General features: G+C 63.4%; 15 protein-coding genes and 1 pseudogene. 11 read left to right on the forward strand and 5 right to left on the reverse strand.

What is annotated here, in order from left to right:
* Positions 1 to 20 precede the first annotated feature (20 nt).
* Positions 21 to 620: an START domain-containing protein gene (locus PSEEN_RS13545; RefSeq protein WP_011534089.1), complete on the forward strand. Its 600-nt coding sequence runs from the start codon at positions 21 to 23 to the stop codon at positions 618 to 620.
* 187 nt (positions 621 to 807) lie between these two features.
* A complete protein-coding gene (locus tag PSEEN_RS13550; RefSeq protein ID WP_011534090.1) occupies positions 808 to 1,977 on the forward strand; it encodes an MFS transporter in 1,170 nt (389 codons plus the stop codon).
* On the opposite strand, the gene PSEEN_RS13555 is transcribed toward PSEEN_RS13550, so the two are convergent.
* Together PSEEN_RS13555 and PSEEN_RS13560 are read right to left on the reverse strand one after the other, a co-directional pair.
* On the reverse strand, positions 1,936 to 2,985 hold the full coding sequence (locus PSEEN_RS13555; RefSeq protein WP_011534091.1) for an alpha/beta hydrolase family protein: 1,050 nt from the start codon (positions 2,983 to 2,985) through the stop codon (positions 1,936 to 1,938). The two genes, PSEEN_RS13550 and PSEEN_RS13555, sit on opposite strands and share 42 nt — an antisense overlap.
* Positions 2,986 to 3,118: 133 nt before the next feature.
* A complete protein-coding gene (locus tag PSEEN_RS13560) occupies positions 3,119 to 3,730 on the reverse strand; it encodes an FMN-dependent NADH-azoreductase (protein WP_011534092.1) in 612 nt (203 codons plus the stop codon).
* A 133-nt stretch (positions 3,731 to 3,863) separates the two neighbouring features.
* Here PSEEN_RS13560 and PSEEN_RS13565 point away from each other — a divergent pair, with 133 nt between their 5' ends.
* Together PSEEN_RS13565 and PSEEN_RS13570 are read left to right on the forward strand one after the other, a co-directional pair.
* Positions 3,864 to 4,766 (forward strand): LysR substrate-binding domain-containing protein, encoded by a 903-nt coding sequence (locus PSEEN_RS13565; RefSeq protein WP_011534093.1) that lies wholly within the window; start codon positions 3,864 to 3,866, stop codon positions 4,764 to 4,766.
* On the forward strand, positions 4,759 to 5,118 hold the full coding sequence (locus PSEEN_RS13570) for an MmcQ/YjbR family DNA-binding protein (protein WP_044488142.1): 360 nt from the start codon (positions 4,759 to 4,761) through the stop codon (positions 5,116 to 5,118). Before PSEEN_RS13565 ends, PSEEN_RS13570 begins: the two co-directional genes overlap by 8 nt.
* A gap of 102 nt (positions 5,119 to 5,220) precedes the next feature.
* Here PSEEN_RS13570 and PSEEN_RS13575 read toward each other — a convergent pair whose 3' ends face one another.
* Together PSEEN_RS13575 and PSEEN_RS13580 are read right to left on the reverse strand one after the other, a co-directional pair.
* Positions 5,221 to 5,622, reverse strand: coding sequence for a DUF1294 domain-containing protein (locus PSEEN_RS13575; protein ID WP_011534095.1), 402 nt, complete (start codon positions 5,620 to 5,622; stop codon positions 5,221 to 5,223).
* Positions 5,622 to 6,452, reverse strand: a complete 831-nt coding sequence (locus PSEEN_RS13580) for an undecaprenyl-diphosphate phosphatase (protein WP_011534096.1) — start codon at positions 6,450 to 6,452, stop codon at positions 5,622 to 5,624. Before PSEEN_RS13580 ends, PSEEN_RS13575 begins: the two co-directional genes overlap by 1 nt.
* A 388-nt stretch (positions 6,453 to 6,840) precedes the next feature.
* Here PSEEN_RS13580 and PSEEN_RS27320 point away from each other — a divergent pair.
* Together PSEEN_RS27320 and PSEEN_RS27325 are read left to right on the forward strand one after the other, a co-directional pair.
* Positions 6,841 to 7,512 (forward strand): annotated as a pseudogene (locus PSEEN_RS27320) (cache domain-containing protein); the annotation flags it as partial.
* 138 nt (positions 7,513 to 7,650) lie between these two features.
* Positions 7,651 to 8,385, forward strand: coding sequence for a methyl-accepting chemotaxis protein (locus tag PSEEN_RS27325; protein WP_373694307.1), 735 nt, complete (start codon positions 7,651 to 7,653; stop codon positions 8,383 to 8,385).
* Positions 8,386 to 8,535: 150 nt separating this feature from the next.
* Here the strand turns inward: PSEEN_RS27325 and PSEEN_RS13590 are convergent, their stop codons facing one another.
* Positions 8,536 to 9,789: a DUF2599 domain-containing protein gene (locus PSEEN_RS13590; protein ID WP_011534098.1), complete on the reverse strand. Its 1,254-nt coding sequence runs from the start codon at positions 9,787 to 9,789 to the stop codon at positions 8,536 to 8,538.
* Positions 9,790 to 10,003: 214 nt separating this feature from the next.
* Between PSEEN_RS13590 and pnuC the strand changes: the two genes are divergently transcribed.
* The 5 genes from pnuC (at position 10,004) to PSEEN_RS13615 (ending at position 13,964) form a co-directional block, all read left to right on the forward strand.
* Positions 10,004 to 10,570, forward strand: coding sequence for a nicotinamide riboside transporter PnuC (pnuC, locus tag PSEEN_RS13595; protein WP_011534099.1), 567 nt, complete (start codon positions 10,004 to 10,006; stop codon positions 10,568 to 10,570).
* A complete protein-coding gene (locus tag PSEEN_RS13600; protein ID WP_011534100.1) occupies positions 10,567 to 11,118 on the forward strand; it encodes an AAA family ATPase in 552 nt (183 codons plus the stop codon). Before pnuC ends, PSEEN_RS13600 begins: the two co-directional genes overlap by 4 nt.
* Positions 11,119 to 11,412: 294 nt before the next feature.
* A complete protein-coding gene (locus PSEEN_RS13605) occupies positions 11,413 to 11,853 on the forward strand; it encodes a hypothetical protein (RefSeq protein ID WP_011534101.1) in 441 nt (146 codons plus the stop codon).
* A gap of 1 nt (position 11,854) precedes the next feature.
* Complete coding sequence (locus PSEEN_RS13610) at positions 11,855 to 12,427, forward strand: hypothetical protein (RefSeq protein WP_011534102.1); 573 nt, start codon at positions 11,855 to 11,857, stop codon at positions 12,425 to 12,427.
* 52 nt (positions 12,428 to 12,479) lie between these two features.
* Complete coding sequence (locus PSEEN_RS13615; protein WP_011534103.1) at positions 12,480 to 13,964, forward strand: hypothetical protein; 1,485 nt, start codon at positions 12,480 to 12,482, stop codon at positions 13,962 to 13,964.
* Positions 13,965 to 14,016 lie beyond the last annotated feature (52 nt).

A 14,016-nucleotide genomic window follows, 5' to 3' on the forward strand; every position in this document is an offset into this window, starting at 1 on the left:
TCCCCCGCGCGGTACCGGCCATGAACCGCTACCCCCTGATCGCCGCCCTGCTGCTATCGACCACCCTTCTGGCCGCCGACGCCTGGAACCTCGCCTACGACCGCGAAGGCATTCGTGTCTACCTGAGCGCCGTTGCCGGCTCGCCCTACCAGCAGTTCCGTGGTGTGAGCACCATGAAAGCCAGCGTGCGCACCCTCACCGACCTGCAGGAGAACCTGCGGGTAGCCTGCAAATGGCTGTATGCCTGCGACCAGATGCGCCTGCTCGATGTCGAAGGTGACAGCACCTGGGTCTACCTGACCACCAACCTGCCGTGGCCCACCCTGCCACGGGACATTGTGCTGAAAGTGCGCACCGAGCGCCTGGACGATGGTTCGCTGGTGCGCCATCTGAGCGCCGAGCCTGGCAGGCTGCCCGAACAACCGGGCCTGATCCGCGTGCGTCATCTGCGGGGCGAATGGGTCATGAAGCCGCTGGGTGAACGGCTGACTGAAGTCACCTATGCATTGCAGGCCGACCCGGCCGGCGATGTGCCAGGCTGGCTGGCCAACCGCTTCGTGGTGGATGCCCCAGTCGTCACGTTGAGAACGCTCAGGGCCGTTGCCGAGCGACAACCCTGATCTCTTGGCGCGGCCCTTGTAGGACCGAACGACGCGGTGGATGGCACCGGCCATGCCGGTGTTCGCCAGCAAGGCTGGCTCCTACAGGTTGCAGGGGCTGCGCGGATTATTCGTTAGCCTGCTTCCTTTTTTCCTATGCAGCGGCCATCATGGCGCCACGCCCCACCGCCTGCCCGCGAACGAGCCCATGACCGCGCAACAACCAAACTCCGGCGTCACGCTGCAGATCCTCTCCATCGTCTTCTACACCTTCATCGCCTTCCTCTGCATCGGCCTGCCGATCGCAGTGCTGCCTGGCCATGTACATGATCAATTGGGCTTCGGCGCAGTCATCGCCGGGCTGACCATTGGCCTGCAATACCTCGCCACACTGGTCAGCCGCCCGTTCGCCGGCCGAGTCGCCGACACCCTCGGCGGCAAGCGGGCCATTCGCTATGGTTTGTACGGCATTGCCGGCTGCGGTGTGCTGACCTTGCTCTCGGCCTGGGCTCTCGCCTTGCCCTGGCTGAGCCTGGCGCTGTTGCTGGGTGGACGGCTGCTGCTGGGCATCGCCCAAGGGCTGATTGGCGTCGCCACCCTGAGCTGGGGGATCGGCCAGGTGGGGCCGGAACACACCGCGCGGGTGATTTCATGGAACGGCATCGCCTCGTACGGCGCCATCGCCATTGGTGCACCGGCTGGCGTGCTGCTGGTGGGCAGCCTGGGTTTCGCGGTGCTGGGGCTAGCACTGCTAGCGCTGGCGGTCGTGGCCTTGCTGGTGCTGCGCACGCGCCCTGACGTGCAGGTGGTGCGCGGTGAGCGCCTGCCGTTCTGGGCCGCATTCGGCCGGGTCGCACCTTGCGGCCTGGGGTTGACCCTGGCATCGATCGGCTACGGCACCCTGACCACTTTCGTCACGCTTTATTATCTTGAGCGCGGCTGGGTCGGCGCAGCCTGGTGCCTCAGTGCGTTCGGCCTGTGCTTCATCCTGTCGCGGCTACTGTTCGTCAATGCGGTGAACCGCTTCGGTGGCTACAACGTAGCAGTCGCTTGCATGATCACCGAAGTGCTGGGGTTGACCTTGCTGTGGCTGGCCCCCTCGCCGTTGTGGGCGATGCTGGGGGCCGGCCTGACTGGCTTCGGGCTGTCGTTGGTCTATCCCGCCCTGGGTGTCGAGGCAATCCGCCAGGTCCCCAGCAGCAGCCGTGGCGCGGGGCTGGGCGCCTATGCGGTGTTCTTCGACCTGGCCCTGGCCATCGCCGGCCCGCTGATGGGCGCGGTGGCTGTGCACCTGGGGTACGCCTCGATCTTCGCGGTTGCCGCCCTGCTGGCACTGTCAGGGGTGGCCTTGACCCTGTTGCTGGCCCGCCGCAGCTGAGCGTTCGGCAGGCTCCGGCGCACCCAGCGCCTGGCTGAAGAAGGCCGTGGTTTCGCTGCGTAGCGAACGGTGGATGTAACGACGGTCGACACCGTCGGCATCCTTGCACAGCGCGGGCATGCGCAGGTGTTGCTCGTCATCGCAGGGGGCCATGAACACGAAATGCCCGGCGCCACTGAGCAGGCGGTAGTCCGGCGTGATCGGCAACTTGCGCGCCAGCGCATCGGCATTGTGCTCGAGGGCCAGCAACTGGTCGTTGTCACCGCTGTAGATCAGCACAGGTACGTGCACCCCCGCCAAGGCGTGACGACCGAACATCAGGCTCAACGGTGCCATCAACATCACCGCGCCTACGCGTGGGTCCGCCCGTGGGGCCAGCTCGCTGTGGTCGGCGATCAGCACGCCGTGGGTCTTGCAGGCATCGGCATCCGTAGGGCGTTCCTGGCAATAGCGGCGCAGGCGCTCCAGGTCGGGCCGGGCGCCCGACAGGATCAAGGCGGTTTCACCGCCCGCGGAATAACCGATCACACCAACCTTGCCATCGTTCAGATAAGGCGCCAGCAGCTTGTCTGCGCGCACCGCCGTGATAGCGGCGCTGACCTGCAAGGGGCGCCCGTAGAGATTGCTGAGGGTACCCAGCCGGCTATGGTCCCGGCCGTTGTCACCGGGGTGGACCACCGCCACCACCACGAACCCTTGCCGCGCCAGGCCATTGGCCAGGTCATGCAAGGCCATCGGGCTGCCAGCGTTGCCGTGGGAGATGACCAGCAAGGGAAACTGCCCCATGGCCACCGGTGCGTCTTCTGCTACCCGGGTCTGATAGCCTTCGATGCGCACGGGGCGTGCTTCACCACTGGAAGGGTAGAACACCAGCGCCTGCATGGGCCGGGCATCCACCGGGTCGGTCAGGGTGAGCCGATGCAACCCGGCCACCCACGGCGCCGCGTCGGCCTGGGCCATAAGGCTGCCGAGCAGCACACAGGTGATCAAGGTGAGGAATCTGTTCATGCGCAGGCGCTCCCACGCCCGCATGGCGGACGTATTCGCCAGCTTAGAACCCGTCGTGCTTGGCCAACATGAAAAAAGCATGAAAAAAGCCGACCGGCGCCTTGAGGCGACGGTCGGCTTTTTTACGCCGCGATCAGGCTGCGGCGAACAGCTCACCGGCGATCTGCGCCTGGGCGGCGTCGATGGCCTTGGCGCGGTGCTCCGGGCCATAAGCCAGGCCGTGGGCACGGACGATCTCCAGGTCGGTGATACCGATGAAGCCCAGGAACACTTTCAGGAAGTCTTCGTGGCCGACACCCGTTGGCTGGCCTTGGTGCAGGCCACCGGCGGTGGAAACCAGGATCACCTTCTTGTCACCGCACAGCCCTTCGGGGCCGGCTTCGGTGTAGCGGAAGGTCTTGCCGGCGACGGCGACGCGGTCGATCCAGGCCTTGAGCTGGGTCGGCACGGTGAAGTTGTACATCGGCGCACCGATCACCACCGCGTCGGCGGCCAGGAATTCTTCCAGGGTCTCGGCGCTGAGCTTGGCTTCATGGGCCTGGGCGGCATCGCGCACTTGCTCGGGGGTACCGGCAGCCACCAGGGTGGCGGCGGAGAAGTGGCTGATGGCGTCGGCGGCCAGGTCACGGTAGACCACTTCGATGCCTGGCTCGGCGGCTTTCCAGGCCTCGACCACTTCGCGGCTCAGCTGACGGGAGGCGGAATTGTCGCCCAGGATGCTCGAATCGATATGCAACAGTTTCATGGGACTCTCCTGTGAATGAAGACCGCGGCGGTGGGCGATCACGATGGGGAGAATCCTATCGATACAGCGAATGGCTGATAAGCCAGCAAAAATGCGTTAGTTTGTTCCACTGATGGAACAATGGGATTGTCATATGCAAGACCTCAACGACCTCTTCTACTTCGCCCGGGTGGTCGAAACCGGTGGATTCGCCGCCGCCGGGCGCCAGTTGGGCATCCCGAAATCGCGCCTGTCGCGGCGCATCGCCGAGCTGGAGGAGCGCCTGGGCACGCGCCTGCTGCAACGCACCACCCGGCAACTCAAGCTCACGGCGGTGGGCGAGCGGTACCTGCACCATTGCCAGGCCATGTTGCTGGAGGCGGAAATGGCCGACGAAGTGGTGGCCAGCATGTCCAGCGAGCCCCGGGGCCGGTTGCGAGTTTCTTGCCCGGTGGCTCTGGCCCATGCCTTCCTGCCGGATGTGATCAGCCGCTTTCTCGCCCAGTACCCGCTGGTGCAACTGGACATGGTGCTGCTCAATCGTCGCGTGGACCTGATCTCGGAAGGTATCGACGTGGCGCTGCGTGTGCGCGACCTGGGCGACGAAGACCCGGCCCTGGTCACCCGTCGCCTGCGCCAGGCGCAGATGCAACTGGTGGCCGCGCCGGGCTTCGCCGATCACATCCGCGAACCTTCCGAACTGGCCACGCTGCCCGTGCTGGGTGCGGCCGAGGCTGATCGCCTGGTGCATTTCCGCCTGTTCGGCCCCAACGGGCGCCAGGAAGATGTCGCCCTGGAGCCGCGCCTGGCCATCGACGACTTTGTCGTGCGCAATGCCGCGGTGCGCGCGGGCCTGGGTTTCACCGCGCTGCCGAGCATGTTCTGCGAGCAAGAGCTGGAACGTGGCGAACTGGTTCGCCTGTTGCCAGACTGGTCGCTGCCAGGCGGTTACCTGCAAGCGGTCTACCCGCACCGGCGCGGGTTGCTGCCAGCGGTCAGGGTCTGGATCGACCACCTGGCCGCCTCGTTCGAAGCCTGTGGAGAGCGTTATGTCTGAGAAAAGGATGACCGAAGAGCAGGTTGCAGCTTACTGCCTGGGCTTGCCAGGGGCGCAGGAGGACTACAAGTGGGGTGGAATCCGCGTGTTCTCGGTGGCGGGCAACAAGATGTTCGCGATACAGGGGCTTAACGGCGACGGGCTGGCGTTCAAGGTCGCCGATGAGCTGTTCCTGGGTTATTGCGACCGCCCGGGCATACGCCCGGCGCCCTATCTGGCAAGGGCCAAGTGGATCAGCATGGGGCGCCCCTACCCCATGGGCCGCGAGGAGCTCAGCGACCTGCTGCGCCGCTCGCACCAGTTGGTGGTGCGCCGGCTGCCCAAGCGCCTGCAGGTGGGGATGTTGCTGTAGGAGCCGGCTTGCCGGCGAACACCGGCATGGCCGGTGCCATCCTCCGCATTGCCTGGTTCGCCGGCAAGGCCGGCTCCTACAGGGACCGCGCCAAGCCTGGGATTACACCAGGTGTCCCAACCAGCGCCCACCCAGCAGCAGATGGTCGGCCCAGAACACCTGGTGCAACAGCACGATGCCCCAGAACACGGCCTGATACGACACCTTGCGGGTCTTGTGCCGGAACAGCTGCTGCGCCAGCAGCGCCCCCGGCCAGCCACCCAGAAGCTCACTCGCGTGCAGCACCTTTTCCGGGGTTCGCCAGGCCTGGGTACGTGCCTGCTGCTTGTCCTGCCAGTACAGCAGCAGGCTGACCAGGCTCACCGCCGGATACAACGCCAAAGGTACCCAGGACTGGCCATTCAAGCCCATCTGGAGGCCGCCCAGCACCGGCAACAGGCATAACCCAGCCAGTACCAGAAGCTTCAGGCGTGCGTTGCGCACGCCTTCCTGCTCGCGCGCCATCAGCCGTGCGCCGTCGACCAGTCGACCCAACCGAACTCCCAGGTCGCCAGGATCAGCAAGCCAAAGGCGATGCGGTACCAGGCGAATACCGCGTAGCTATGGTTGGCGATGAACTTGAGCAGCCCACGCACGGCGATCATGGCGAAGATGAACGACACCACGAAGCCCAGGGCGAACACCGGCAAGTCGCCGGGCTGGAACAGTTCGCGGTACTTGTAGCCCGAATACACCGCCGCCCCGACCATGGTCGGCATGGCCAGGAAGAAGGAAAACTCGGTGGCGGCCTTGCGCGACAGCCCGAACAGCAGGCCGCCGATGATGGTCGAGCCGGAACGCGAGGTTCCTGGGATCATTGCCAGGCACTGGACGAAACCGATCTTCAACGCGTGGTGCCAGCTCATCTCGTCGACATGATCGACCTCGATGCGGTGCTGGCGACGCTCCGCCCAAAGCATGATCACCCCGCCGACCACCAGCGCCGCAGCCACGGTGATGGGGTTGAACAGGTATTCATGGATCAGGTCGGCGAACAGCACCCCCAGCACCACCGCCGGGAAGAAGGCGATCAGCAGGTTGGCGGTGAACCGCCGGGCAGGTGCCTGGGTGGGTAGCCCCAACACCACATCGAAGATCTTGCGGCGGAACTCCCATACCACAGCGAGGATGGCACCAAGCTGAATGATGATGTTGAACGCCATGGCGCGTTCGCCGCCAAAGTTGATCAAGTCAGCGACGATGATCTGGTGCCCGGTACTCGAAATCGGCAGGAACTCCGTCAGGCCCTCGACCACGCCCAAGATGATTGCCTGCAAGGCACTCCAAAAATCCATCATTCCCCCAGTGGAGCGCTGCCGGTGGCAGGCCCCTTGTTTTTGATTTGCATGTTCGTGCCATGGAAGGCGAGGCTCTTTTACAGCGACAGCAGGTCGCAAAGCCAGATGAAACGCTCAGTGGACTAAAGGTTTCATCTGGCGCGGCCGAAATCCTAGCAGAGCGCCCCCTTGAAGGCTTGCATTACCTGCAACACGGATTGTCTCGGCAGGCACTTAGCCGTTGGTCGAGTAGGGACTGCCGGCAAAGCATGCTTGGATGCCTTGGATAAAAAGAAAAACACCGGAGTAATGCATCATGAAGACCCTGAGGTCGATGTCGATCAGCCGCCGCCTGTGGCTGATCCTGCTGGTCGCCGTGGCCATGCTGGTGGTACTGGGGCTTTTGATGCTGCGCCAGATCCATGGCGACCTGTATCAGGCCAAGGCCGAGAAGACCCGCCACGTGGTACAGACCGCCGCCGGCGTGCTGGCCTATTACCAAGGCCTGGAAGCTGCCGGCACGCTCAGCCGCGAGGCGGCGCAGCAACAGGCGCTGACCGTGGTGCGTGGCCTGCGCTACGACCAGAACGATTATTTCTGGATCAACGACCTGACCCCGCGGATGGTCATGCACCCGGCCAACCCCAAGCTCGATGGCCAGGACCTCTCCGCCATCCGCGACCCCGACGGCTTCGCCGTGTTCAACGAGATGGTCGCCCTCGCCCGCAGCCAGGGCGCCGGGCCGGTCGATTACCGCTGGCCCAAGCCCGGCGCCAGCGAACCGGTGGCCAAGACGTCCTATATCCAGCTGTTCAAGCCCTGGGGCTGGATCATCGGCTCGGGCGTCTATGTCGACGATGTTCAGGCCGAATTCGGTCGCCAGCTGCGCGACGCCTCGCTGGTGGGCCTGGGCATCGCCCTGCTGATGACCCTGCTGGTGGTGCTCATCGCCCGCAGCATCGCCCAGCCGTTGCAGGAAGCGGTGCAGGCCATGGGCAACATCGCCAGCGGCGAGAGCGACCTGACCCGCCGCCTGGATACCCACGGCCGCGACGAAATCACCCACCTGGGTGAGCACTTCAATCGCTTCAACGGCAAGTTGCAAGGCGTGATCGGCCAGCTGCAGGGCGCCGCCCACGCCCTGGCCGAGTCGGCCAGCCACGTCGGCGACAACGCCGGCTCCGCCCAGGCCCGCAGCGCCCAGCAGTCGTTGCAGATGGACCAGGTGGCCACGGCCGTCAATGAAGTCACCTACGCCGTGCACGATGTGGCCAAGCATGCCGAGCAGGCCGCCAGCGAGATGCGCAACGCCCAGCAGCAGGTTGGCCATGGCCAGCAGGCGATCCATGGCAGCCTGCAGCAGATCGACCGACTTTCGGCGACCATCGACCAGGCCGTCCACGTCATCCGCGAACTGGCCAGCCACAGCACCAAGATCGGCGGTGTGCTCGAAGTGATCCGTTCGATCGCCGAACAGACCAACCTGCTCGCCCTTAACGCTGCCATCGAGGCGGCCCGGGCTGGCGAACAAGGTCGCGGCTTCGCCGTGGTCGCCGACGAGGTGCGCCTGCTGGCCCAGCGCACCGCGCAGTCGACCGCCGAAATCCAGACCATGATCGAACACCTGCAGGGGCAATCCGAGGCCGCCGTGAGGGCCATCGACACCAGCAGCGAGGCTTCGCGCCAGACAGTCGAACAGGCGCGTGAAGCCGGCACCAGCCTCGACGCCATCAGCCAGGCCCTGGGCAACCTGGGCGCGCTGAACGCCTCGATCGCCAGCGCCACCCTGCAACAGTCGCATGTGGTGGAGGAAATCAACCGCAACGTGACCGAGACCGCCGACCTGTCTCAGCAGACCGCCGAGGCGGCGCGCCAGTCCAGCGATGCCGGCGCGGCCTTGACGCGATTGAGCGAGGAGCTTGAACAATTGCTGCGTCAGTTCCGCGTTTAGCTACTAACAAACCGTGACCCATTAACTGGCACGACCTCTGTAGGAGCGGCTTCAGCCGCGATTCCCCGCAGCACCGCGTTGCCTGCATCGCGGCTAAAGCCGCTCCTACACAGAGAGCTGATTTCGAAGCCCAAGGGACTGGGCAATCTCCTACTTTTTCTCGGTATAGGGGTTGCACTTCTTATCTAATGCCTCCTGCTGACTAACGTAGGGCCTCGCCGGTTCCAGGTTCCACTTCGGTTTTTTACGTACCGGTTGGCCATCGAATGTTGCAGCCAGGTGGCAGACCAGCTGCCGGCGCAGGGATCCACCATTGACGCTGTACTGCCGCCATTGCTCGTCGTCTTTGTGCTTGTTGTACAACTCGGCGAACATCCTGTCGGTTTCATCGTCCTGGATTTCCCGTCCGCACGCGGTAGGCACCACCTCAAGCGTCCAGGTTTTCGGGCCAAGCTTCGGATCATCGCGCTGCTCCCAGGTGCTCGATTGGATGTACTTGTCGCAATACTGCTTCGCCGGAGGCGTGGGCGCCGTGCTGGTGCACGAGAACGTGGCTTTACCGTCGGGCGCTTTGGGAAAGTCGATCTTGACGATGTTGCGTTCCTTGCCTGTCTTCGCCTTGTAGTCCGCCGCGTTTTTCTTGGCATCCTCAAGGCCTCGTGCGTCGCTGTAGAAAAAAGCCAGTATCGGCAGTTCGTCAGTTTTCGGATTGCCCAGGCGCAGTTCGGTCTGGGTCTCGAACTGGCGCGTGTTGATGACTCTCCGCGCCTCGATGAACTGCTGGAACGCGGCAGCGCGCTTCTCGTTGTCCTCGGCACTTCGGCCGCGCATGTTGAAGCCGCATTGCCGTTGGTCTTGTTTCTTGTCCTTCTCGTACTTGTTGAACAGTGCCAACCATGCCTGGGAATTACTGATAGGCGGTTTCATGGATTGACACACGGGTTCTTGCGTCGAGGTGGTGTTCTTGTTGTCACCGCAGCCTTGGTCATCCCGGTAATCCGTCCAGGCGTCGTTCGGAAAGGCGCAGTACACATGCACGGGATTCTCCGGTTTCTTGACCAGATCAAACGGTGCAATGAGATAACCATTGTGGGTGCGCATGCCTGGGTCTTCGTAACTGATCCCGTCGGCACGCATCCAGGAAGCGGCAAAGGTCCCCAGTTTCTGCGCTGTCGGGCTGGGGTTCCACACGTGATATTCGCCTTTGGGCGCCCGGTGCGTCCCCCTGATCAGCAACCCTGAACAGTTCGATGCCGGGCCAGAGTCACATCGATTAACGTTGTTGTTGTACAACGTCTCCACGGTCTTGAGCGTTTCCGCGCATGTCTCGGCACTGGCGACCAGGGGCTGTAACAGCCAGGGGGCTAACAGGCAAGGCAACAGCGTGTCGAATCGCTTAGTCATAATGACCTCATCAAGTCTGGTAATTGATGTTCAGTCCTTTGGACGCAAAAACGACTCGGTGCGGCCGCCCTACGCCACAGCCGCAAAGCTGCCAGCTTCCACAGGTGCGGGAAACTGGCAAAAATGACAGGCGAAGGCTTGCACCGGGCTACTGGAACTTGGCGTGCCACAAGGTACAATCGCTGCCCTACCCTCGCCCCTCCAAGGAACGCCGATGTCCGGCCTCGAACTCTTCGCCGCCGTACTCGGCGTCATCGCCGTCTGGCTCACCGTCAAGCAAAACCCCTGGTGCTGGCCGATCGGCCTGGTGATGGTGGTGCTCTACAGCTGGATCTTCTATGAGGTGAAGCTGTACTCGGACATGCTCCTGCAGCTGGTCTACGCGGTGTTGCAACTCTATGGCTGGTGGCAGTGGACCCGCCCCGACCGTGTCGAGGACGCCCGCCAGGTTTCCAGCCTCGGGCTTGCCCAGGTGTGCGGCGGGCTGGGTGTGGGCCTGCTGGGTAGCCTGCTGCTGGGGGCGGTCATGGCTCACTGGACCGATGCCGCGCAACCCTGGCTGGATGCGGCACTGACGGGTTTCAGTCTGGTGGCGCAGCTGTGGATGGCACAAAAACGCCTGCAATGCTGGGCGCTGTGGGTAGTGGTGGATGTGATCTTTGTCGGCCTGTTCCTGTACAAGGGCCTGTACCTGACTGCGGCCTTGTACGCCCTGTTCACCCTGATCGCCGTACGCGGCTGGCTGGAGTGGCGCCGTGACCCAGCGCTGGCCGGCGCATGAAGGTCCTGGTGCTGTGTGGCCCTGAGTCCAGCGGCAAGAGCTGGCTCAGTGGCGAGATCCAGGCGCACTTCGGCGGCGAACTGGTCGGTGAGTACGTTCGTCACTTCATCGACGAGCAAGGCCGCGATACCTGTTACGCCGACATCCCCGCCATCGCCCGCGGCCAGCTGGCCTGGGAAGACAACGCCCGCGCCCGCCAGCCGGAACTGCTGATTCTCGACACTCACCTGCTGAGCAACCTGCTGTGGAGCCGGGCGCTGTTCGGCGATTGTCCGGCGTGGATCGAGCAGGCACTGCTCGCACGACGATATGACCTGCACCTGCTGCTCGACCCGATGGGTGTCGACTGGGTGGGCGATGGCCAGCGTTGCCAGCCCGAGTTGAGTCAGCGCCAGGCGTTCTTCGACGACAGCCTTCATTGGTTGCAACGCCACCAGCAATCTCACCAGGTCATAGGCGGTGATTGGCCACGCCGCAGCGTAGCTGCCTTGAGCGCCGTGCAACGCCTGCTCGACGGGAAAACGCCGGATTGCGCCACCGAGTGTTAAGTCGCTGACACACTCCATGCACCTAAGTGCCCGTTACTGGGCGTCGCTCGCCCGCCCGGGGGCGGAGTGTCACGCCGGTGAAACAGCCCCGCAAGCCCGTTTGAGGGGGTAAACACTCCCCGAGGCTCGCATTGCCCGAGCGTCTGTCTCATCGCTGAAACAGCGGATTCCTGGCGCCCTCACCTTTGCAACGCAACCCATTGATTCTCAAGAATTAACAAAAACCGGCACATCTTCTGCTTTCTTCCCGGCAACGCTGAGCAGGGCCAGCGACCTGAAGAAGGAATTGCCATCGTGAGGACACCGAAAAAAGGCATCAATAGCCTCCTGCTGGTCGGTTGCGCACTGGCCTGCGGCGTGAGCGTGCCCGTGTACGCCGACAACGGCATCATCGTCATCACCCGCGATGTGCAACCGCGCATCGCCACGACCCGCCCCCTTGCCCCCGACCCTTACCCGACCACCGCCAATGCCAACCCGTCGGCGCATATCCTCACCCAGACCAACGAGCTGAGTGATGGTGACTTCGCCGGCATCAGCAGCGGTTCGGGCATCAGCACCCTGATCACCCAGCAGACCAACAACATGGGCGCCAACATCAGCACCCAGAGCCAATTGCCGAACCTGGCCGGTGGGCGCGGTGCCGGGTCCGGCGGCAACGGCATCTCCAACATGGTCAACTCCGGCGTGCAAAAGGGCATGGGCGCGCTGAATATCCTGACCCGAGGCCAGTGACATGAAGCACACCATGTTGCTTCTGGCCGCGCTGTGCAGTGCGTCGGCCTTTGCCCAGGGCCCAGTGGTCAACAACGCCAATATCGACAACTCCGGGGCCCAGTACCAGGGCAACGTCGGTGTCAACCAGGCCGCCGGCGACCAGCAGCAACAGGCCAACGCCCGGGCCTTCGCCATTGGCCATGACGCCAATGCCAGCACCCAGATCCGCCAGCGGCTGCGCAGCCAGGTCGACCCCACAGTCGACGCCCAGGCCAGTATCAAGGGTGATTCGTTCAGCCACGGCAGTGGCGCACTGGGTGTCAACCAGAGCGCCGGTGCCGCCAACCAGCAAGCCAACGCACTGCGCATCAGCATCAGTGCCCAGCCGCAAAGCATCGACGACAGCGTCCTTCTGCAACAGAACGTGGCGCTGATCAACAGCTCCGATCCGACTGACCTCACACCCGGCCATCGCCAGGTCACTACCAGTGACCAGGCATTCACCGGTAGCCGTGGGGTGGTTCAGTTGAATCAGAGCGCCGGGGTGGGGAACCAGACGGCTAACACCCTGAGCGTACGGGTCGCCAATTGACCCAAACAGGTAAGAACAACACTTAACCTAAAATAAAGTACGGAGAATCACCATGAAACCCTCGATGGCACTCAAGCCTCTGGTTTTCGCAATTGCTGCGGTCATGGCTGTTGCTGTACAAGCTGGGCAGAATGATCGGCGTGGCAACCACCACGGTCACTATGACCCACCTCCAACCAAGGTAAGCGTCACCGCCACCGCCAAGGCGACTGACGTGCAAAGAAGTACCAACAACAAGATCAAGAACGAAGGCACCATCAACAATGCCGAGATGAGCAGCTCCGCCGCCGGTGCGAGTGGCAACGTCGGGGTCAACGTGGCGGCCGGTAACGGCAACCAACAAGACAACGCCGCCGCCATCGCCAACGCCGGCTCCGATCTCGGTGACCGGGACAATGCCTTCGTCTTCGGCAATGCCACTGCAACCGCCAAGGTCGACCAGACCAGCACCAACAACAAGGTCTATAACTGGTCGACCCAGAACTCCGCCGTCATGAGTGGTTCGGGTGATGGCAGCAGCGGCAACGTGGGTATCAACATTGCCGGTGGTGATCTCAACCAGCAAAAAAACACCATGGCCATTGCCAACAGCAACGCGCCACTGGGTAATGCGACCGCCACTGCCTCCGCCAACCAGAATGGCCCTGGCCTGGTAGTGGAAAACAACGCCGACCGCACCTACCGTGTGGACACGCTGACCTTCACTACCACGAAGAGCGGTTCGTCCTCGCGTAGCGGTTCGTTCGACGCCAGTGTCGACAAGAGCTCCAGCTCCAGCTTCAGCGTAGCGGGCAACAGCAGCAGCAGTGCCAGCGGCTCCCACAGCAGCAGCTCAAGTGGTTCGAGCAGCAGCAGCGCCAGTGGCTCGCACAGCAGCAGCGCCAGCGGCTCCAACGACTGGACTGCCAATGGTTCCAGCAGCTCGAATGCCAGTGGTTCGTCGAGCCGCGACCACAGCTCGTCGTCTAGCGCTTCGCTGAACGCCTCGCTGGATGCCAGCGCTTCGGGCAGTGCTTCTTCGTCCGAAACCGCCGGTCGCTTCACCCGCTCTCGCAGCGCCGAGTTCGATGCTTCTCTGAACGCCTCGCTCGATGCGTCGATCGACAAGTCGCACGAGTCGTCCAGCAACTCGTCCTACGACAAGTCCCGTGACTCGTCGTTCGACAAGTCGTTCAGCTCTTCGTATGACCGCAGCCGTGACTCGTCGTATGACAAGTCTCGCGATTCTTCGTACGAAAAAGCACACGAATCGGCGTGGGAAAAAGCCAACGCTTCGGCCTTCGAGAAATCCGGCGAGAAATCTTCGGAGTCTTCGGACAGCATCTCGAAGAGCTACAACGAAGCCAGCGATTTCTCGCTTAGCAACTCCGTCTCGTTCCAAGTGCTGACCCCGACCGGCTGGGCCAACCCTGTGACCAACACCGCAACCCTGAGTGGTTCGGTCAACGGTGGCAGCGGCAACCTGGGCGTCAACGTGGCAGCCGGTGTGGGCAACCAGCAGAGCAACTCGCTGGCCATCTCCAACACCTCGATGTAACAGCCGTGGCCTGGAGGCCCCCCTCGGGGGGCCTTCTTCACGAGGGAACCAG

Origin of the sequence: Pseudomonas entomophila L48 (genome assembly GCF_000026105.1) — a bacterium.
GTDB classification, from domain to species: domain Bacteria; phylum Pseudomonadota; class Gammaproteobacteria; order Pseudomonadales; family Pseudomonadaceae; genus Aquipseudomonas; species Aquipseudomonas entomophila.

Bases quoted from the DNA above. Each gene is read 5' to 3' on its own strand.
- PSEEN_RS13615 (WP_011534103.1), top strand. From the start codon at position 12,480: ATGAAACCCTCGATGGCACTCAAGCCTCTGGTTTTCGCAATTGCTGCG.
- PSEEN_RS13545 (WP_011534089.1), top strand. From the start codon at position 21: ATGAACCGCTACCCCCTGATCGCCGCCCTGCTGCTATCGACCACCCTT.
- PSEEN_RS13550 (WP_011534090.1), top strand. From the start codon at position 808: ATGACCGCGCAACAACCAAACTCCGGCGTCACGCTGCAGATCCTCTCC.
- PSEEN_RS13580 (WP_011534096.1), bottom strand. From the start codon at position 6,452: ATGGATTTTTGGAGTGCCTTGCAGGCAATCATCTTGGGCGTGGTCGAG.
- PSEEN_RS13555 (WP_011534091.1), bottom strand. From the start codon at position 2,985: ATGAACAGATTCCTCACCTTGATCACCTGTGTGCTGCTCGGCAGCCTT.
- PSEEN_RS13600 (WP_011534100.1), top strand. From the start codon at position 10,567: ATGAAGGTCCTGGTGCTGTGTGGCCCTGAGTCCAGCGGCAAGAGCTGG.
- PSEEN_RS13565 (WP_011534093.1), top strand. From the start codon at position 3,864: ATGCAAGACCTCAACGACCTCTTCTACTTCGCCCGGGTGGTCGAAACC.
- PSEEN_RS27325 (WP_373694307.1), top strand. From the start codon at position 7,651: ATGGACCAGGTGGCCACGGCCGTCAATGAAGTCACCTACGCCGTGCAC.
- pnuC (WP_011534099.1), top strand. From the start codon at position 10,004: ATGTCCGGCCTCGAACTCTTCGCCGCCGTACTCGGCGTCATCGCCGTC.
- PSEEN_RS13590 (WP_011534098.1), bottom strand. From the start codon at position 9,789: ATGACTAAGCGATTCGACACGCTGTTGCCTTGCCTGTTAGCCCCCTGG.
- PSEEN_RS13570 (WP_044488142.1), top strand. From the start codon at position 4,759: ATGTCTGAGAAAAGGATGACCGAAGAGCAGGTTGCAGCTTACTGCCTG.
- PSEEN_RS13575 (WP_011534095.1), bottom strand. From the start codon at position 5,622: ATGGCGCGCGAGCAGGAAGGCGTGCGCAACGCACGCCTGAAGCTTCTG.
- PSEEN_RS13610 (WP_011534102.1), top strand. From the start codon at position 11,855: ATGAAGCACACCATGTTGCTTCTGGCCGCGCTGTGCAGTGCGTCGGCC.
- PSEEN_RS13560 (WP_011534092.1), bottom strand. From the start codon at position 3,730: ATGAAACTGTTGCATATCGATTCGAGCATCCTGGGCGACAATTCCGCC.